15 protein-coding genes and 2 pseudogenes are annotated in these 19,364 nt (G+C 39.1%); 7 read left to right on the forward strand and 10 right to left on the reverse strand.

Features of this window, described 5'->3' with window-relative positions; all coding sequences use genetic code 11:
* The first annotated feature begins 54 nt into the window (after nucleotides 1-54).
* From DYQ05_RS14130 to DYQ05_RS10765, 3 genes are all read left to right on the forward strand, one after another.
* Entirely contained in the window at nucleotides 55-687 is a 633-nt protein-coding gene (locus tag DYQ05_RS14130; RefSeq protein WP_252723361.1) for a CdiA C-terminal domain-containing protein, read from the forward strand.
* A gap of 233 nt (nucleotides 688-920) precedes the next feature.
* Nucleotides 921-1,367 carry a helix-turn-helix domain-containing protein gene (locus DYQ05_RS10760; protein WP_206183414.1) on the forward strand — a complete coding sequence of 149 codons (447 nt, stop codon included), beginning with the start codon at nucleotides 921-923 and terminating at the stop codon, nucleotides 1,365-1,367.
* A gap of 11 nt (nucleotides 1,368-1,378) precedes the next feature.
* On the forward strand, nucleotides 1,379-1,978 hold the full coding sequence (locus DYQ05_RS10765; protein WP_206183415.1) for a hypothetical protein: 600 nt from the start codon (nucleotides 1,379-1,381) through the stop codon (nucleotides 1,976-1,978).
* A gap of 278 nt (nucleotides 1,979-2,256) precedes the next feature.
* Here the strand turns inward: DYQ05_RS10765 and DYQ05_RS10770 are convergent.
* Nucleotides 2,257-2,858 (reverse strand): annotated as a pseudogene (locus tag DYQ05_RS10770) (ATP-dependent Clp protease proteolytic subunit).
* Nucleotides 2,859-3,051: 193 nt separating this feature from the next.
* Here DYQ05_RS10770 and DYQ05_RS10775 point away from each other — a divergent pair.
* Nucleotides 3,052-3,600: a GNAT family N-acetyltransferase gene (locus tag DYQ05_RS10775; protein WP_020966037.1), complete on the forward strand. Its 549-nt coding sequence runs from the start codon at nucleotides 3,052-3,054 to the stop codon at nucleotides 3,598-3,600.
* A 140-nt stretch (nucleotides 3,601-3,740) separates the two neighbouring features.
* Here the strand turns inward: DYQ05_RS10775 and pth are convergent, their stop codons facing one another.
* The 3 genes from pth to pyk are packed head-to-tail and all read right to left on the reverse strand — an operon-like array spanning nucleotide 3,741 to nucleotide 6,686.
* Nucleotides 3,741-4,352, reverse strand: a complete 612-nt coding sequence (gene pth, locus DYQ05_RS10780) for an aminoacyl-tRNA hydrolase (RefSeq protein WP_206183416.1) — start codon at nucleotides 4,350-4,352, stop codon at nucleotides 3,741-3,743.
* Complete coding sequence (locus DYQ05_RS10785; protein ID WP_020966039.1) at nucleotides 4,353-5,225, reverse strand: PHP domain-containing protein; 873 nt, start codon at nucleotides 5,223-5,225, stop codon at nucleotides 4,353-4,355.
* Nucleotides 5,226-5,270: 45 nt separating this feature from the next.
* On the reverse strand, nucleotides 5,271-6,686 hold the full coding sequence (gene pyk, locus DYQ05_RS10790; RefSeq protein ID WP_024466878.1) for a pyruvate kinase: 1,416 nt from the start codon (nucleotides 6,684-6,686) through the stop codon (nucleotides 5,271-5,273).
* A 279-nt stretch (nucleotides 6,687-6,965) separates the two neighbouring features.
* On the opposite strand from pyk, the gene DYQ05_RS10795 reads away from it, so the two are divergent.
* Nucleotides 6,966-8,858, forward strand: coding sequence for an alpha/beta hydrolase family protein (locus tag DYQ05_RS10795; RefSeq protein WP_206183417.1), 1,893 nt, complete (start codon nucleotides 6,966-6,968; stop codon nucleotides 8,856-8,858).
* Between the two features lie 193 nt (nucleotides 8,859-9,051).
* Complete coding sequence (locus DYQ05_RS10800; RefSeq protein ID WP_020966043.1) at nucleotides 9,052-10,173, forward strand: glycosyltransferase family 4 protein; 1,122 nt, start codon at nucleotides 9,052-9,054, stop codon at nucleotides 10,171-10,173.
* Between the two features lie 24 nt (nucleotides 10,174-10,197).
* Here DYQ05_RS10800 and DYQ05_RS10805 read toward each other — a convergent pair.
* From DYQ05_RS10805 to DYQ05_RS10825, 5 genes and pseudogenes are all read right to left on the reverse strand, one after another.
* Nucleotides 10,198-10,903, reverse strand: a pseudogene (locus DYQ05_RS10805) (queuosine precursor transporter).
* The gene (gene purN, locus DYQ05_RS10810) at nucleotides 10,885-11,466 is read right to left on the reverse strand and encodes a phosphoribosylglycinamide formyltransferase (protein WP_029410397.1); all 582 of its coding nucleotides are present in this window, start codon (nucleotides 11,464-11,466) and stop codon (nucleotides 10,885-10,887) included. Before purN ends, DYQ05_RS10805 begins: the two are co-directional and overlap by 19 nt.
* A 311-nt stretch (nucleotides 11,467-11,777) precedes the next feature.
* Complete coding sequence (locus DYQ05_RS10815; protein ID WP_206183418.1) at nucleotides 11,778-12,641, reverse strand: Rpn family recombination-promoting nuclease/putative transposase; 864 nt, start codon at nucleotides 12,639-12,641, stop codon at nucleotides 11,778-11,780.
* Nucleotides 12,642-13,301: 660 nt separating this feature from the next.
* Nucleotides 13,302-14,075, reverse strand: a complete 774-nt coding sequence (locus tag DYQ05_RS10820; protein ID WP_206183419.1) for a leucine-rich repeat domain-containing protein — start codon at nucleotides 14,073-14,075, stop codon at nucleotides 13,302-13,304.
* A gap of 82 nt (nucleotides 14,076-14,157) precedes the next feature.
* Entirely contained in the window at nucleotides 14,158-14,784 is a 627-nt protein-coding gene (locus tag DYQ05_RS10825) for a hypothetical protein (RefSeq protein ID WP_206183117.1), read from the reverse strand.
* 1,148 nt (nucleotides 14,785-15,932) lie between these two features.
* Between DYQ05_RS10825 and DYQ05_RS10830 the strand changes: the two genes are divergently transcribed.
* Nucleotides 15,933-16,376 carry a hypothetical protein gene (locus DYQ05_RS10830; protein ID WP_020966053.1) on the forward strand — a complete coding sequence of 148 codons (444 nt, stop codon included), beginning with the start codon at nucleotides 15,933-15,935 and terminating at the stop codon, nucleotides 16,374-16,376.
* A 237-nt stretch (nucleotides 16,377-16,613) separates the two neighbouring features.
* On the opposite strand, the gene secA is transcribed toward DYQ05_RS10830, so the two are convergent.
* The gene (secA, locus tag DYQ05_RS10835; RefSeq protein ID WP_024466371.1) at nucleotides 16,614-19,364 is read right to left on the reverse strand and encodes a preprotein translocase subunit SecA; all 2,751 of its coding nucleotides are present in this window, start codon (nucleotides 19,362-19,364) and stop codon (nucleotides 16,614-16,616) included.

Here is a 19,364-nt window from a genome sequence, read left to right on the forward strand (position 1 = left end):
CGCGCCGTTTATGATTATGAGATTGGACACGGGACCGAAATTGTAAATACACCGATGAAACAGATAAGGAAAAATTTTAAACTTCAAAAAGGTTTCGGCGGGAATCCGATTGATAACGGCAATTGGTGGATGTTGACCGAAGGGCAAATAGAGCGCGGAATACAGTATGGAATAATCGGAGAATTTAATCGGGAAGAAAATGTTATCGCCGATTATGACAGTGTTTGGAAAGATTATACAAGATATAAAAGTAAAGGCGACGGCTGGTATGACTTGTGTAAAAATCCTCCTAGCGATTGGGAGAAAAACAAACCTGTAGTAGAAGCTCTTGCAAATGCAGGTTATAAAGTTAAGGTTATACCTGAAATTAAGAATATAAAAGATAAGTATAAAAAAGAGTGGAGTAATCCCGATGTTTTCGTTAATGGTTTTTTATGGGATATAAAAGAACCTGAAAAAATGACGGTTAGTGCTATTAAAGGCAGGCTTGTAAGCAGTCAAAAAAGACAGAACCTAACAAAAACCGTTTTAAATGTTCCTGATGAAATGCCTGAAGATGTGTTGATAAACGGCATAAAAAGACAGGCTAATGATCCGAACAATAAGATAACAGATATTCTTTTAATTTATAAAGGGAATATACAAGAATTAAAAATGGCGGACTTTATAATAAAAAAAGCCAAGTAATAAACTTGGCTTTTAAGGGAGGTACAGGTTTCACATACTACTAAGATATGGTAACCCGTACCAGTAAGGTTTTACCTTACCTTATCTTTTATTATACTCTATTATCGGTAAAAGTCAAGTAGGTTTTAACATTTTTTTGTTCAAGGAAGAGAGATGGTATCCCCCCTTGCCTCAGCCGTAGCGGTTGGGCAAAATAGATTAACCAAAACTTCTAGTAGGGAGATACCATCGAAATGGATTATTACACATCTTATAAAAACAGTAAAGACCCCTCATTGTTAAGAAAAGAACTGGTCAGCTATGCGATAAACTGCGGCAACAAAAAAGCTGCACACCACTTTCAAACTACCGTAAAAACGGTAAGAAAATGGAGAAAACGATGGGATGAAAAAAAAGGCGCAGGTCTTAATGACCGGTCTAAAAAACCTGAAAAAAGTCCCCGCATGATGAAGATGTATTGGCAATTCAAGATTAAAAGCATAGCAGAAAAAGCGGCAGCCGATAATAAACGCATTAACGGTGCAATGATTAAACAAGAGTATAGCATTCCTTACTCCGGTAAGACAATCGTCAAATACTTGAAACAATACTACAAACTCCCAGACAAAAAAACGCATCGGGATCGGAACTGCCGCGGGAGATTAAAAATAAATACCGTGCATTTGAAAAAATACAAGTAGATATCAAGTATTTGGACGATATTCCTGAATTTTATGATGATTTTATGCGCTTTCACTTACCAAAATACCAAATAACCGCTCGATGTATCAGAACAGGGGCATTATTCATCGGCTATACACAGCAACATAGTACGACCGCTACCTCCATTTTTATATACCGACTTTTAACTCATTTAAAGCACTATGGCGTAAAACCCGCTGAAGTAACGATCCAAACCGATAACGGTACTGAATTTGCCGCTCCTTGGAACAGCCTGAAAAAAACACTTTTTACTAAAATTATTGAGCTTTCCTTCCGTTCTACACATAAAACTATTCCTGTCGGTGCTAAGACGTATCAAAGCGATGTGGAAAGTTCTCATCGGCTTATTGAAGATGAGTTTTATGCCTGCCGATATTTTTCCGGTACGCAAGACTTTTTGAACAAGGCTCATCAGTATCAAACCTATTTTAACTTTAAGCGTTTTAATACCTACAAAAAAGGCTCTCCGGTGCAGCTGTTACAACAGGCTGCTTGTTATCTTAACCCAGCCGTTTTAAACTTTAAACCGGTTCTTGTTGACAAGTTCTTTAATTTATATAAAGATGAATTTAGATTGCTCGCTTCTTAAATACGGGGGTACCATCTCTCTTCATATCCCATCTATAAATAATTTTTAAACTCTTTCCATTTACCTGCGCTCCCGCAAAGTTCTTTTTAAAAGAGTAAAATAAACTATTATGAAGCATTTCGATTTTTATAAATTAAAAACCGCTTGATTATTTTAAAGAAAACATAATATAGAATGCTTATAAAAACGGTTAAAATAATACCTGTTCGGACTTATTTTTACATACAGGCCAAAACATATAAAACACCGTAAAATTTAAACCGCCTTCTTTATTCAATTCAGATTAAATCTTTTCTTACCGCCGCTATTTTAGAAATAAGACCGTATTTAATCGCTTCTTCCGCATCAAGCCAACAATCTCTGTCGGTATCTTTTGCAACTTTTTTTTCATCTGCGCCCGTTTCTTCCGCAATGAGTTTATTTATTTTTACCCGCATTTTTTCAAGTTCACGTGCATGAATTTCGATTTCCGTTGCAACCCCCTTAATGCCTGAAAGAGGCTGATGAATAAGATAGTGGCTGTTAGGTAAACCGAGTCTTCTTTCTTTTTTTGCGGCAAGAAGGATAATAGAGCCGGCACTTGCAACCAATCCCATTCCTATAGTATAAACGGGAGGTTTAACAAACCTTATCATATCGAAAAGAGCAAAACCGGCATCCGCATCTCCGCCGGGTGTATCAATGTAAATATAAATGGGTTTTGTTGCGGAAATGGATTCCATCAATAAAAGCTGCCTGATTATTTTTTCCGAAAGTTCTTTATTTATTTCTCCCGTTAAAAGAATTTGGCGCGTGTTTAAAAATTTTTGTGTAAGCTGATCCTGTCCTTCGTTTTTTTATTTTTTTTCTCTTCGCTGTCTTCCTCGTTATAAAAAGCCATATTATCTCCTAAAATAAAAATAGAAAAGCACCGGTATAAATAAAACGGCACTTTAAAAGGCAGTATACAAAAAATCCTTATAAGTGTAAAGGCGGGCAAAATACGAACCGATAATACCCGTTGACTTTTTAAATACCGTAATTTATAATACGGCCGTTATAAATAGTTAAAGATAAACTTTCGTGGAGTTTATATGTACATAAAAAAAATGATAGGCTCAAAGTGTTATTTGTCTCCAATAAAAACGGAAGATGCGGAAAAATATGCAATGTGGATAAACGATGAAGAAGTTTCCGATAATCTTACAATGGCTTCCATGTCTTTATCGGCAGAGACGGAATATGAAATACTCCAGCGTATTTCCAAAGAACATAATTACGGTATTATAGATTTACAAACCGACTCCCTTATCGGAAGCACAGGCTTAAGCGGTATCGATTATATTAATAGGTCTGCAAATTTAGGCATCTTTATCGGAAATAAAGAATTTTGGAATAAGGGCTACGGAGTTGAAGCTCTTTCACTTTTAATAAATTATGCTTACAAAAAACTTAATTTGCATAATTTATCGCTTAATGTATATTCTTTTAATAAAAGAGCAATTGCATGCTATACAAAAATCGGGTTTAAAAAAGCGGGAGTAATACGCCAAAGTATTATAAGAAATTTGGAGTATCACGATACAATTTTAATGGACATTTTACCGGAAGAATTTTATAAGTTAAATCCTCAATATAAATAAAGCCATATCCGAAAGAACGGAGACAAGGGCGGTTTATAAATTTAACTTAAAAATTTATTCGCAGGTCTCTTTTAAAATCCTGTCGGATTTTTAGAAACGCCCGTTTGTCTGTATTATACAAACCTTTTACATTCGTTTTTTTAAAAAGTTTTAGGTAATACCTTTGCCCACTCTTTTAATAAAATCTTAGGCTCTTCCGCCTGTAAAAGCTCTTTAAAAAAAACATTTAATGCAGGCACTTGCGAGTTTAAAATGTCAAGTTCCGATTGAGCAAATTTTGAAAGCACATAGCCTGCAATATCCGGGTTTTCTTCCCCGCCCCTATCGGAAAAATCCGGCCGTCCTATTCCTATTCTAAGTCTGAAAAAATCGGCAGTACCCAAAGCGCTTTTTACGGAACGAAGCCCGTTGTGTCCGCCCAAGCCTCCAGCCCACTTAAAACTTAATATGCCCGGTTTTAATTCAAGTTCATCGTGCACTATTAAAATATTTTCAGGCTTTAACCGAAAAAACGAAGCGGCGGCTCCTACGCTTTCTCCCGACAAATTTACAAAAGTTTCAGGCTTTAATAAATGCACGATTTTTCCTTCAGGATAAGAAGGGTTTATTTTTGCATATTGCCCCTTAAATTTATTTTGCCATACAACACCGCAACTTATATCCAATAAGCCGCTAAAAATCCATGCGGCATTATGGCGGGTATTTTCATATTTTTTTCCGTAGTTTCCTAAAAAAGCTATCAGTTCAATCATTTAAATTTCTCCGTCAAAAGGTAAGGGCGGTAAATCCGGGTGAACAGAGCGCAAGTTTTCATAAAAACGGTTTTCGATTTTTATACCGCCTGAGGTAAACCCCAGTTTTCTATCCTTACGTATTGTTCCGTGAAAATCGCTTCCTGCCGTTATCGGCATATTTAATTTATCGGCAAGGGCTTCAAGACGTTTACAGTCATTGTACCGCGTGGAAGCGTTCCACGCTTCAATTCCGATAAGTCCGCGCTCCTTTAAGTTTTCTATAGCCTTCGGAAGATGAGCCCACGAAAGATATAAGGACATAGGGTGCGCAAGTACGGGTATCCCGCCTGCAGAGTCAATTGCACTTACGGCTTCTTCAAAAACGGCATTTTGTTTTTCCACAAAACAGGGGCAGTGCTTCCCCAAATACCTGTCAAAGGCTTTTTGCATATTTTTTACCATTTTATGTGCCTCCATATATGCCGCAAAATGCGGCCGCCCTACCCCTCCTTTTCCGCCTGCAAATTCTTTAACCTTTTCGTAGGTTATATTAAAGCCCTCACCTCTAAGTTTTTCGGCAATAAGAAAGTTTCTGTTTTCACGCTCGCTTTGAAGTTTTTTTAAAAGTTTATCCAACTCACGGGAAGGCTTCCGTAAATCAAGGCCCAAAAGGTGAAACTCTCCCGGCTGCCAGTTTATACTGATTTCAATTCCCCGTATAAAAATAATATTTAAGTTTTTCGCTTCGGCTTCGGCCTCGTCAAGCCCTGCAAGAATATCGTGGTCGGTTAAAGCTATTGCAAAAAGACCGGCCTTTTTTGCCGCTTTAATAAGCTGCGCAGGTGTAAAAGTACCGTCCGAAGCTGTGGAATGTGTATGTAAATCAACCATAACTCTTATTGTATCAAAAAGAGACTTTTAAAGCAAAGGGTGTCTTTATTCTATTGTTTGAACCTTTAATAAATTCGTAGAACCGGACTGTCCGATAGGAATACCCGCCGTTAAAATTGCAAGGTCTCCGGTTTTTACATAACCCGCCTCTTTTGCAATTTGGGAACATATATTAAACATATTATCCGTAGAGTGTATTATCGGAGAAAGTACGGGATATACGTCCCACTCCAAAGAAAGTTTTCGCATAGCATGTACTGAAGGTGTAATTGCAATAATAGGTATTTTCGGTTTAAATTTGGAAAGAGCCCTCGGAGTAATGCCTGAAGCGGAGGCGGTAATTATTACGTTTGCACCCAAACTTAAAGCGGTAGAACAGGTAGCCCGTGCAAGTGCATTGGTAACTGTAGTTTCATGAAGCGAGGCATTTTCTAAAAACAGTTTTTCGTAATCCAAAGTAGCTTCAGTGGTAACCGCAATGGAATTCATCATTGCAACGGTTTCTACGGGGTATTCACCGGCGGCGGTTTCACCTGAAAGCATTACCGCCGAAGTTCCGTCTAAAATTGCATTTGCCACGTCCGTAACCTCGGCACGTGTCGGACGCAGATTATGGGTCATAGATTCAAGCATTTGAGTTGCGGTTATTACAAGTTTTCCCGCAAGATTGGCTTTACGTATAAGTTTTTTTTGTTCATGCGGTATTTTTTCAGGCGGAATTTCCACACCCAAGTCGCCGCGTGCCACCATAATCCCGTCGGCAACCTCCAAAATGGAATCTATATTATCAAGACCTTCCTGATTTTCAATTTTGGCAATAACGGCAATTGTACTGTTGTGTTTATTTAAGATATTTTTAATTTGCATTACATCGTCGGCATTTTGAATAAATGAAGCGGCAATAAAATCCAAGTCATTTTCTATTGCAAATTCGATATCCGCAATATCTTTTTCGCTCATATACGGAATATTTACGCGTAAGCCGGGAATATTTACTCCTTTTTTGCTTGTTAATGTTCCCGAATTAACGGCAACACATTCAATATCCGTATCGTTTAAAATATCTATTACTTGCAGCTCAAGCATTCCGTCGTTAATTAAAATTCTGCTTTTAAGTTTTATATCTTTAGTAAGATTTTTATAAGAAATACTGCATATTTGGTTTGTTCCCGTTACTTCTCGTGAGGTTATTATAAACTCCTGTCCCTGTACGATTTCCGCAGGCTTTTCAAAATTACCCAGTCTTATTTCAGGTCCCTTTGTATCAAGCATAATGGCAATAGGCAGCCCCAAATCTTCTCTTACTTTTTTTATGCGGTCGATTTTAATTTTATGCTCTTCGTGTGTTCCGTGAGAAAAATTAAGACGGCAAACATTTAAACCTGCCTTAAACATTTCTTTTAATACACGCTCCGATTCGGATGCGGGCCCGATGGTACATACTATTTTGGTTTTTTTCATTGTAACAGCCTCCGTTGCAGTGTGCCAATCATACTAAAAACGGAATAAATTTTCAACAGCGCTTGAATATTCGGGAATCTATAAAAACGGAAGATAAAAATACTATTAAAAATCCGCCAAAGAGCATATAATTTTCCCCTTTACCGAATATAAATTATTTATACAATGCCCGGAGTTTACAAGCCAATTTAAGTAGACAGACTTAACAAAATAGTTTATAATACGCCCCTATTTACATTCCGGCTCTGAGGTCGGGATAATTTATTCATGGAGGTTTTAATGAAAAAACTATTATTATTTTTATGTACGGCGGTATTATTGTCCGCCTGTACGGCAAACAATTCGGTTAAGCCTTCCGCACAGCCGATACCTTTGGAAGACTTTTTCCGCAATCCGGAAAAAACCGGCTATTCCGTTTCTCCGGACGGAACACATATCGCCTTTTTACAACCGTGGAAAAACAGGCTTAATATTTTCGTGCAAAAATTGGGAGATGATAATGCCGTAAAAATTACTTCTGCGGAAGAGCGGGATATTTCTTCATATTTTTGGAAAAGCGATAACGTTATTGCATTTTTACAGGACTCAGGCGGAGATGAAAACTATAAACTGTTTGTAGTAAATAAAGACGGAACAAACGAAAAAGCTCTTACTCCCTTTGATAATGTAACGGTAGAGATTGTAGATGATCTTGAAGACCGAGAAAATGAAATGCTTATTGCTATGAACAAACGCAATCCTCAAATATTTGATGTATACAGAATCGATATTGCTACAGGCGATTTAACAATGATTGCCGAAAATCCCGGAAATATTTCAGGTTGGATGACCGACCATGAAGGTAAATTAAGAGTTGCAACTACAACCGACGGGGTCAATACAGGGCTTTTATATCGCAAAACCGAAGCGGAGCAATTTGTTAAAATTATGGAAACGGGTTTTAAAGATAATTTTAACCCTCTTTTAATGACATTCGACAATAAAGACTTGTATGTAGCTTCAAATATAGACCGCGATAAGGCGGCCTTATATACTTTTAACCCGGAAACGAAAAAATTGGGCGAAATGATTTTTGAAAGCGATGAAGCCGATGTTAACAGGATACTTTATTCAAAAAAACGCAAGACGATAACCGGCGTAAGCTATTATACCGATAAACGCCATGTTCATTTTTTTGATGAAGAGAGGCAGGCAATGCAGGAAGACTTAGAAAAACAATTGCCCGATATCGAAATAAATGTAGTATCTTCCGATAAAAATGAAACAACATTTATTATAAGAACCTTTTCGGATAAAACAAGCGGCAGTTTTTATATTTATAATAAGGAAACGAAAAAATTAACTCTTCTTACCGATGTTGCACCGTGGATTAAACCTGAAAATATGGCATCTATGAAACCAGTTCAATATAAAAGCTCCGACGGTTTAACAATACACGGCTATTTAACCTTGCCTGTCGGAAAAGAAAACGAAAAGAATTTGCCGGTAGTTATAAATCCGCACGGAGGACCTTGGGCTCGCGATTATTGGGGCTTCAGTCCCGAAACCCAATTTTTGGCAAACCGGGGCTATGCCGTTTTACAGATGAACTTCCGCGGCTCGATAGGATACGGAAAAGAATTCTGGATAAAGGGATTTAAACAATGGGGCAAAAAAATGCAGGACGACATTACCGACGGTGTAAACTGGCTTATCGCGGAAGGGATTGCCGACCCAAAACGCATTGCAATTTACGGCGCTTCTTACGGAGGCTATGCCGTTCTTGCAGGCGTAACTTTTACACCCGATTTATATGCCTGCGCAATAGACTATGTAGGAGTTTCCAACATATTTACTCTTTTTGAAACCTTGCCTCCGTATTGGGAACAGGGAAGAAAAATGATGTATGAAATGATAGGTAATCCCGAAACGGAGAAGGATATGCTTACGGAGGTTTCTCCGATATTTCACATCGATAATATCAAAGTTCCTCTTTTCGTAGCCCAGGGAGCAAACGACCCGAGGGTAAAAAAAGAACACTCCGACCAGATTGTCGAAGCATTAAAAAAGAAAAACATAGATGTTGAATATATGGTAAAGGATAATGAAGGACACGGCTTCAGCAACGAAGAAAACCGTTTCGACTTTTACCGAGCTATGGAAAAATTCTTACAAAAACACATAGGTAAATAAAAAGCAAAAACGCTTGCCCTAAACGGGGCAGGCGTTTTTTATCCCACTGCTTTGACCTTAATAATAAACTTTCTTAAACAAAGAGCCGAAACTCTATTTTAAGAATACATTTAAAAAAGTTCATACGAAATATGTATCGTTTTTATAGAATAAAAATGAAATTTATGATAAAATAAATACCGGAGGCTTTATTTTGAAGATTGGAATAAATGCATTCGGCTGCGAACACGGCAGGTCCGGAATAGGTTCATATATATTATCGCTCGTAAAAAATTTACCGAGAACCGATTACGAATTTCAACTCTTCGGACCGGAATTGGACAAGTATACCTATACTTCGGACATCGATTATATAAGCTTTGCCGGAATAGACATTGCAGACACGAACTTCGCCGAAAAAATGTGGCATTTTAAAAATTTAAATTCATTTATAAAAAAACAAAAATACGATGCGGTAATTTACCCCTCAGGGATAGATTTATTGCCTCCCATTCTTACGGTACCGTCTATTTTTGTAATTCAGCGTCTTTTATCGGCAAATTTAAACCTCTTGGCAAAAATCGGTGCAAAACGCACATTAAAAAATGCTTCGGGAATTATATGTCCTTCCAAATTCATCAAAGCCGATTTAGCCGAATACGGTATTACCGATTCGGAAGCAAAGGTTATTTATAACGGAATAGATACCTCTCTATTTAAATACCGTGAAAATGACAATTCGGAAGCGGTATTTATACAGCCCTTTTCTATCCGAAAGCCCTATATAATTTATGCGTCCCGTATAACAAGCCCCGAAAAATGCCACATCGAACTTGTAAAGGCTTTTTCGATTTTTAAGAAAAAATTCGGCACAGCTCATAGACTTGTCATTGCAGGTTCCGACGGAGACAATACTGAAACCGTTCATAATGCGGTAATTCAATCGGGCTTTTCATCAGATATTTTGCTTACAGGGTATTTTCCGCATGAAAATCTTCCTCAGCTTTATGCTTCCGCAGACCTTTGCGTCTTTCCGTCCATGGCGGAGGGAGTCGGTTTACCCGTTATTGAAGCTATGGCTTGCGGAATCCCCGTTGCCTGTGCCGCAGCAGGAGCCTTACCAGAAATGGCCGGAGAGGCGGCGGTATTTTTCAATCCTAAAAAACCTGAAGAAATAGCAAATGCAATTTCAAATTTAATAGACACCGAAGAAAATAAAGAACGCCGCGAAGAAGTTATACAAAAAGGACTCGGCTGGATTTCCCGATATAATTGGAAAACAACAGCCGAGGAAACCGTAAAATATTTGGATTCTATTTTTAAGAAAAAAGTATAATGCCGAAATACCGGCTATACGATTTTAATACATCGACGGTTTTTCCCAGTATTCATAAACGTCAATCTGTTCGCGCTTTTTTACAAACCCTATTACTTTATATGTAAGAGGAGTAAAAACAACTTCAATTACGGTTTTAAAAAGATAATTTGAAAAAGCCATAACAATAAGAACAGGAAGACCGTAAAGGCCTAAAAAAGCAACGGCAACAAAAACAATACTATCGATAAATTCTCCTACTACAGTGGAACCTATCGTCCTAAGCCAAAGATGTTTTCCTCGTGTTAAGACCTTTAATTTCGATAAAACTATGGAATTGGAATTTGCTCCCAAAAGATAGCCCAAGAGACTTCCTGCCGTAATGCGCGGCATTTGTAAAAGAATATCATCGAATTCTTTTTGAAGAAGCCATTCTTTTTCGGAAGGAAGAATACTTACAAGATAAATATTTAAAGAAGTGAAAATAAGCATAAAAAAAACCTGCCCAAATAATTTTCCGTGCGGTTTTATGCCCGTACACTTCGGCCAGTACATCGCCTAAGATATACGAAAAAGGGAATAACAGGGTTCCGCCGTCAAAGACGAAAACACCTATTTGAATCATTTTTACCGCTAAAATATTCGATAAAACCAAAACGCCTACAAAGAGTCCTGCAATTACAGGCAAGAAATTACTTTTCTTAATTTTGTCCGTTTCAATGCTCTCAGGCATTAATTTTTCATTTTCCATTTTAATGTCCTTATTATAAGTTTATGTTCCGTTTCGTGAACGCGTTTTTCAAATTCTTCCAAAGTATCATGCAAAAAAAGCGGGACTGTTTCGGTAAAAATTACAGGGCCTGAATCAATCCCCTCATCCGGCACGAAATGTGTCATAATTCCGCACTCCGCTATTTTACCTTCAAGGAAAGCCTTGTATTGCCGCTCTATAGCTTCAGTACCGGGAAATGTTCCGGGCAAAGCAGGATGTAAGTTTATAATTTTATCTTTAAACTGAAGAATAAACGGATTACTTAAAATGCGCATCCAACCTAAGAGCAGCACGTAATCCGGAGAAAAAGTTTTTACGGTTTTTGCAAGTTCTTTATCATAAGCTCTTCTATCGGTACCCTTTTTAAACGGAAAATATACGGCTTTTACACCTGCCTTTTCCGCACGCTTTAAAGCGAAGGCTTCTTTTTTATCGGATATTACAGCTTCAATCGAGTAATCAATTTTGCCTAAGTCAACCGCTTCAATTACAGCTTGCAGATTGCTTCCGTTACCGGAAGCTAAGATAACCAGTTTTTTCAAATTTTTATTCCTCTAGGATAAGCCTCGCATAAACTTTTTTGCTCGCCGCCTTTTATTGTACTTATTTTTTTCCATATATACAAGGAGCCCTGTTCCGCACCCCTTTTACCGTACCTTTGAGAAGTTACGGTTTTGCTCAATACTTTGCCATGCTCTTCCGCTTATTTTTAACCGCTAAGAGCGCAAAGTCCGTTAAGGGTGCCGTATTTTACAAGCCCTCTATTGTCTCTTTGCGTGCTCTGCGAGCTTTGCGGTTTTATTTTTAACCGCTAAGAGCGCAAAGAACGCTAAGAGTTTTAAGGTACTTTGCTCTACAGCTTTTCTATTTCTTCTTTAGTTAAACCGGTAGCCTGCATTATTTTTTGTACCGAATCGCCGAGTTGTTTTAAGACCTTTGCCGTTTCCAGCACGCCGTCGGAAAAGCCTTCACTTCTGCCTTGAGCTATGCCTTTTCTCATCGATTCATTTATCATAGAAACGCGGTCGCTCTCGTATCGCCATGCAGCTTGGTAAAGGGCACGTTGTTCCGCAACAGTGTAGAATTCTTCCATCGTGTCTTCGGCTTTTTGCATTAAAGGATTTTCTTTTGCCAACATCTTCCTCACCTCCTTCTCGTCGGTTTGTATAAACAGCAACCATTTTTCCAGTTCGCTGCGCTGTTCTTTCTCTATTTTCGTTAAATCCAAAAAGTGGATTTCAAGCATTCCGTCCAGCTCGCTGTGTTCTTCCGTTTCCAAAATCTTATAAATTGAGTGGATTTTATTAGCAAGGTGAAACGGCTGATTGAGAATGTTTATCGCTATGCATTTTTTGAGCTCGCTGTAATCGGCTCCCTTGCTGAAATCTTCGAGAAAAAGCTGTGTCCAATAAAAAATGCTGCGTTTGGTAAAGTACTCGAACCAGATGTTTTGCATTTCAAGGTTGATTTTTTCGCCTGAGTGCAGTTTGATTTTTATGTCGAGTCTGCCGGTTTTTTCATCGTAAAAGCGGGTAGTAAGCTCCGTGTTTTCAAGCCGTACATCGGCAAAAGTATTTTCTTGCATTCCGGTTACAAGCGAGACGAATTTTATGAGAATGTCTTTATTCTTTTCCGTGCCGAAGACTTTTTTAAACGCATAGTCGTTGCGGACGGTGAATTTTTCAGGCGGTGCAAGTGTTTCTAAAGTGCTTGCCATAGCGTCTACCCTCCTCATAGTTAAGTATAGCATAAGATACGGGGATTTAAAAGGGGGATAGAGAACCCCGTTCCGAGCAGGGTTTTCTCTCTCCCCCTGTGACCCCCTCTCTTTTCAAAAGAACCGCTTAGGGGCTTCTGCCCTTTGGAATCCCGCTTTACCGAAGTACGTCCTGTACTTCGGTAAAGCCCGAGTTTTCTTACAAGAAAACTCGCGGTAGGGCTGTTCCGGCGGACGTCCTGTCCGCTCCCGCTTGGGTTCGGGGCAAAGGCGCTTCGCTGTTTGCTTGTGTGCGAGGGGGCGGTTTTATTTTAACCGCTAAGAGCGCAAAGACCGCTAAGGGTTTCGGGCTGCCGTGCTTTGCAACCTCCTCTACTCCTCTTTGCGTGCTTTGCGTACTCTGCGGTTTTATTTTTAACCGCTCGGAGAGCAAAGGGCGCCTTGCGTTTAAAAACGGTGTTGCCGAATGCGGAATTGAACATTATTAAAAAGGCGGGGCATGAAGTAAATAAGGATAATCCGATAAGATTGGGAGAGGTGTTAAACGGGTTTTTAGGGTAATAAACTTAAAGGTTGCCCTGCCTTTTATACCGCTTAAAAACGCAAGAGAAAAAAGGCAGAGAGCTTTTTAAAAAGGGGTTAAAAAGCGTTTAAAACAGGTTAAAATGAGCCCTTGTAGCCGAGCTCGCGGAGCCTTTTTTGGGTTTTTACCGATAAGGCAAGTTTTTCAAAGGTTGCATGACCGCCTATTTTAACCCCGTCGGGTATTATAATTTCTTTTAAATTGGGGCACTCGGCAAAGCCACCGTTAGACGGCCCTTCCGTACCGATAAATTTAATATGGGAGGGAATTTTTACTTCCGTAAATGTACAAGCTGCATAGGCACCTAAATGTTCCGCCGATTGTGGCGCCGTAAACTCTTCCAAATAAAGGAAGAAATAGGCGTTAAGCCACTCGTCCTCAATATACGTTTTATACTTGGCGTTTTTACCCGGTATTATTTTTTTTGCACAAAGCAGGGAGAGGTTTCCCCCCTGCACCATAGGGGCTTTAATATAAACCGTTTCGACATTGTCGGGAATAATTACCGCATCATAGGGGATAAACGCATCTTCAAGACTTTTGGCTTCCGGATTAAATTTTCTGTAAGGCTCGGTTACTGTTATGCTTTTTACGGGTAAGCCTTCAATCTTACCGGGGTAGTGAAGGACGGTAAGATTCCACATTTCCCCTTTTTTATCGTAAAACTCTTCTTTCATTTTGTTTGAAAATCCGGTTATTTCAACAGCCTTACCGTCTTTGCTAAGAGTGTAACTGAAATAATCCGCCGCCATGGGCTTTGAGCCCCCTACACCGCTTCCTTCTTTTTCGCTGCATGAGGCTCCCGCCAGGAAAACCGCAGTTAAAAGAATACTTAAGATAATTTTTTTCATTTTTAATCCTCCTATATAAATCGATTAGTTATGAAAAAATCGTTAAGGCGCTTTTTATGCCCCGCGCCTTGATAGGGCTTTTTTACTTTTTTTCTCCCGGCTTCCAAAAAGCCATATCAAGGATTTTCATGGGCGGGTAGTCTATGCCGTCTTCGGTTTGTATTTTAAGCCTCATTTTTTCAAGTTCGGGGTGTTCTTTGTAAAAGGTACAAAGCTCCAAAATCGACTTTTTGTTAAAGGTTTGACACAGATGTATTGCCTGGAGGGCACTACATACATTGGTGTCGTAGGCTACGGAGCAGGCAAAGGCGCCCGTAATAATTTTGGAAATAAGGGTAACGGTAATGTTTCTGTCGTCCTTATTTTTTAAAGAGTCTAAACACGAGAAAAGCTCATTTTTAAGGGTAATTATAAGGGAAGCATTGGCTTCAACCGTGTCGATACTTGCGTTTTGAAGTATTTTAAAACGCGGGTCTTTAAGAAGGTTTATTACCGGAAGTAAGATGCGCCGGTTATGGTTAAGAAGAAAGGAGTTTCTTAACATACCCCAACTTGCCAAGAACATAAAAAGTTCTTTAGCCAAAACGTCATCAGCGGTCTTTTTTTGTCTGAAGACGAGGTTACAGTCAATCCACGAGTAATACCGCGTATTGTCGGATTTAGAGGTTTCTTCTCTAAAACTTTGCAGGTTTTCCAAAAGTTCGCTCATATATGTTCCTCCTAAAAAAAAACAGCTCCATTATATAAAAAAAAAATGTCAAGTGGGGGGGGCAAAGGTGCTTCGCTGTTTGCCTGTGTGCGAGGGGGCGGTTTTGTTTTTAACCGCTAAGAGCGCAAAGGGCACTAAGGATTTTCGGGGTGCCGTGTTTTGCAAGCCCTCTATTTTTTTCTTTGCGTGCTCTGCGAGCTTTGCGGTTTATTTTGCGAATCGGTAAGGTGTTTGCTTTGCCGATGTTCCTATAAAATAAGCCTCCTTTTTTAACGGGTAATGTCCAATTCCCCATTACGTGTATAGACCGTCTATCGTTATGCGGTAACTCTGTCTTACCTTATGTGGTTCGGCTGTCTTACCTTACGTGGTAAGACTCCCTTACCTTATGCGGTAAGACCGACTAACCTTATACCGTTACACTGTGCGTTTAATAAGCCCCCTCTTTCTCTCTGCGAGCTTTGCGGTTTTATTTAACTGCTAAGAGCGCAAAGGGTGCTAAGGCTTTTCAGGGTGTTGCCGTTTGTAAGCCACTCTGTTCTTCTTTGCGTGCTCTGCGAGCTTTGCGGTTTTATTTTAACCGCTAAGAGCGCAAAGACAGCTAAGGAGTTTTCAGGGTGCTTGTGTTTTACAACCCCCTCATTCCTCTTTGCGTGCTTTGCTATATTTAGAAAAAAAATAACTTATGGCGATACGTCGGTAAAACATTTAAACCCCTTGCCGTAGATGTGTGTTTTCCACTTGACAAAAACCGTATTGCCTCCTATACTGTTTACCTATGGTAGAAAACGGTATTTACTTGGGAAAAAAGTTAAATATTCACTCAAAAAAACTGGATAAAAACAGGAAAATACTACCCCCCCCCCCCCGGGAAAAATTTAATTTATACTTATAAATGCTTAATTGAGAAGTACTTTAATAATCACTTACATAAATATAAACATCTTATACAAGATTTAAAACATTTTTTCTATATCCGTAACGCCGGTAAATTTTATCAAGAAAATAACATGTTTCACATCAATAAACGAATTTTACTGAAAGGTAAGTATAACTTACTCTACAGGCTGTTAAAATTTCAGGTACAGCCAACCGTTTCCTTCCCCAGTTCGGGAAGCTGAATATATTTTTAAGGAGATTTTTTTAGAATGAGAAAAATTAAATTATCGGTTATAGCCGTTTTTTTAATAGGAATAATACGGATTTTTGGCACTGAAACTCAAACATATTACAACTATGAAAGAGGTTGGCGCGGGGAGGTTACTATCTCTCCGGAAAACTCTATGACAAGCAATGAATGGGACAAATTTGCAAGCAATTTTGTTGATAACATGAAAAAAAATGGAAAGAAGAATTATGAAACAAGCGGATTAACTATCATAGGAGATTTTAAATCCATTACCAAACTGTCTAAAAAGTTATCATGGTTATGTTGGCAAGCACTTGATGAATATGAGATAGCCTATGGAGAGGTTTATTATATTGTGATAGACTCCGAGCGTACAAAAACTCATATAATTGTCAGAATTGTCAAAGCGGAAGGAAGCGGGAAGTCTTTTGAATGGTATGGAATGCAAGCCTCTTATCATTAATAAAAATAAAGAACAAAAGAATTTAAAAAGTAGGTTTTAACTTTCTTATAAAATCGTAGAACGTTAAAAGACAGTCATTTCCTCCCTTTCCCTTAGACGCCTTTCTATCTTTTCCGTACCTTCTTTTTCGGTTAGTATACAAAAAAGAAAACTGCGGAGAAGTATCCGCAGTTTTCCGGAAACGGGAAAAACATATCAAAAAAATATAGTTTTACCGAAGTTTTTTCTTTAAAATGTTTATACATTCCTGCCGCAGCATTGCTTATACTTTTTACCGCTGCCGCAGGGACAAGGGTCGTTTCTTCCGACCTTGGGCATTGTACGCACTACTTGGGCATTATCAGGGCGGCTTTTACCTGAAAGCACCGTACCTTCGGAAAAAGAGCCCATAGAGCTGTGCTGCGCACTTCCTTGAACAAGACGGGTTTGACGGGAAGCATAGGAATTGTCGTCCAAACTGATTTGAACACGCACCAGTCTCGAAGCAATTTCGAATCTTATTTCATCAAGCATAGAATAGTAAATATCATAACCTTCAAGCTTATATTCGGTAAGAGGATTTTTTTGTCCGTAAGAGCGAAGGTAAACGGCTTCACGCAGCGATTCCAAATTTTCCAAGTGGTCAAGCCATTTTTTATCTATTGCCTGCAAGTATTGAAATCTTATAAACATATTTAAGTTTTCTTTACCCGCTAAAGCCTGTTTTTCTTCAAGCTCTTTTTTAAAATGCTCTACAAGAGAATTTACTTCCGCCGTATTGTCTTTTTTATCGATACCGTCAAGTTCGTTTTCTGTAAGGTTATAAGAAAATTTTGATTTAAATAAATCCTGAAGAGTTTTTGAAAACTCTTCTTTTTCGGCTTTTGAGGCGCTGCGGTATTCCGCAAATTTCTCTTCGATAAACTCGTGTATTGTCGCATAAATCCTTTCAATTAAATTTTCATCGGCTAAAATAGCATTTCTTTGACCGTAAATATAAGAGCGCTGTTCGTTTAAAACATCGTCATATTCAAGTAAGTGTTTTCGTATATCAAAGTTGCGGGCTTCCACCTTTGATTGAGCTTTTTCTATACTCTTATTTATCCACGGGTGCTCAATAGGCTCTCCGGCCTGCATACCGATTTTAGACATGATATTCTTTAAATTTTCTCCGCCGAAAAGACGCATTAAGTCATCATCAAGAGATAAAAAGAATTTAGACCTTCCGGGGTCTCCCTGCCTTCCAGAGCGTCCGCGAAGCTGGTTATCAATTCGGCGGCTTTCATGACGCTCGGTACCGATAACGTAAAGTCCGCCCAATTCTTTTACCTCGTTATAATCGCTTTGCCACTTTGCATATTCTTCGGCAAAAACTTTTTCATAATAGTCGGGATTCGGATTCGTTCCCGTTCTTTTTTTCGCCCGCATCTCGGGGTTTCCGCCCAGCTTAATATCGGTACCCCGCCCCGCCATATTCGTTGCTATTGTTACGGAACCCTTTGCTCCTGCTTCGGCAATAATCAGGGCTTCTCTTTCGTGGTTTTTAGCGTTTAAAACCTCGTGCCTTACTCCGCGTTTGGTAAGCATTTTGGAAATAAGCTCGGACTTTTCAATCGAAACCGTACCTACCAAAACGGGTTGTCCGCGTTTATGTGCATCGGCGATTTCATTACAAAGAGCATTAAGTTTATCCGCCTCATTTAAGAAAATAACATCATGTTCGTCTTTACGTGCTACAGGCAAATTCGTAGGAATAACTACTACGTCCAAATTATAAATTTTATTGAATTCAACGGCTTCCGTGTCTGCGGTACCTGTCATACCTGAAAGTTTGGCATACATTCTAAAAAAGTTTTGAAAGGTAATAGTTGCAAGAGTTCTATTGCGCTGAGCAATTTTTATATGCTCCTTAGCTTCAATTGCCTGATGAAGCCCGTCGGAATAACGTCTACCCTCAAGCACACGCCCCGTAAACTCATCTACAATTTGCACTTGTCCGTCCTGCACTACATAATCGACATCTATATGATATAAAATATGAGCTCTTACCGACTGTGTAAAATAGTGAATATACTCAAAATTTTCCTCATCGAAAAGGCTGCCGTTTTTTATAAGTCCGTTTTTTTGCAAAATATCCTGAATATGAAGCATTCCGGAATCGGTAAAAGAAACCCGCTTGCTTTTTTCATCAAGCGTATAATCGCCTATGACCTCTTCGCCTTCCACCTCGTTAGGATACTCTCCGGTTTCCGGATTTTTTTCAACCTCTTTTAATTGTCCGATAAGGCGGTCAACCTCAAAAAAACGCTGCGTATCGTCTTCGGCAGCTCCCGAAATTATAAGGGGCGTTCTGGCCTCATCTATTAAAATCGAATCTATTTCGTCTACAATCGCAAAAGAAAATTCCCGCTGTGTTTTTTCACGTAAACTCATTTGCATATTATCGCGTAAATAATCGAACCCGAATTCGTTGTTTGTTCCGTAAGTTATATCGCAATTATAAGCAGCGCGGCGGGCTTCGTTATCCATATTTGAAAGAATCGTTCCGACCGTTACCCCCAAATAAGAGTAAACGGGACGCATCCAATCCGCATCGCGCTCCGCAAGATAATCGTTTACGGTTACTATATGCACACCCTTTCCCGAAAGACTGTTTAAATAAGCGGCGGCAACGCTCATAAGAGTTTTACCCTCGCCGGTTTTCATTTCTACGATTTTACCTGAATGAAGAACAAGGGAGCCTAATATCTGTACATCATACGGACGCTCTCCCAAAATGCGTCTTGCCGCTTCCCGCGCCATTGCAAAGGCTTCGGGCAAAAAGGCATCGAGACTTTCACCTTTTTCAAACCTTTCTTTAAATTCGCTCGTTTTCGCCTTAAAATCGGCTTCGGAAAGCTGTAAAGCCCAATTTTCTTTTTCGTTAATTTTATGAAGAACAGGCAGCATTGCCTTTATGTCCCTTTCGTGTTTGGAACCGAAAAGAAATTTAATTATTGAATCTAACAT

Source organism: Treponema pedis (genome assembly GCF_017161325.1).
GTDB classification, from domain to species: Bacteria; Spirochaetota; Spirochaetia; order Treponematales; family Treponemataceae; genus Treponema_B; species Treponema_B pedis.

Bases quoted from the DNA above. Each gene is read 5' to 3' on its own strand.
- DYQ05_RS14130 (WP_252723361.1), top strand. From the start codon at position 55: ATGAAACAGATAAGGAAAAATTTTAAACTTCAAAAAGGTTTCGGCGGG.
- DYQ05_RS10760 (WP_206183414.1), top strand. From the start codon at position 921: ATGGATTATTACACATCTTATAAAAACAGTAAAGACCCCTCATTGTTA.
- DYQ05_RS10775 (WP_020966037.1), top strand. From the start codon at position 3,052: ATGTACATAAAAAAAATGATAGGCTCAAAGTGTTATTTGTCTCCAATA.
- pth (WP_206183416.1), bottom strand. From the start codon at position 4,352: ATGATTGAACTGATAGCTTTTTTAGGAAACTACGGAAAAAAATATGAA.
- DYQ05_RS10785 (WP_020966039.1), bottom strand. From the start codon at position 5,225: ATGGTTGATTTACATACACATTCCACAGCTTCGGACGGTACTTTTACA.
- pyk (WP_024466878.1), bottom strand. From the start codon at position 6,686: ATGAAAAAAACCAAAATAGTATGTACCATCGGGCCCGCATCCGAATCG.
- DYQ05_RS10795 (WP_206183417.1), top strand. From the start codon at position 6,966: ATGAAAAAACTATTATTATTTTTATGTACGGCGGTATTATTGTCCGCC.
- DYQ05_RS10815 (WP_206183418.1), bottom strand. From the start codon at position 12,641: ATGGCAAGCACTTTAGAAACACTTGCACCGCCTGAAAAATTCACCGTC.
- DYQ05_RS10820 (WP_206183419.1), bottom strand. From the start codon at position 14,075: ATGAAAAAAATTATCTTAAGTATTCTTTTAACTGCGGTTTTCCTGGCG.
- DYQ05_RS10825 (WP_206183117.1), bottom strand. From the start codon at position 14,784: ATGAGCGAACTTTTGGAAAACCTGCAAAGTTTTAGAGAAGAAACCTCT.
- DYQ05_RS10830 (WP_020966053.1), top strand. From the start codon at position 15,933: ATGAGAAAAATTAAATTATCGGTTATAGCCGTTTTTTTAATAGGAATA.
- secA (WP_024466371.1), bottom strand. From the start codon at position 19,364: ATGTTAGATTCAATAATTAAATTTCTTTTCGGTTCCAAACACGAAAGG.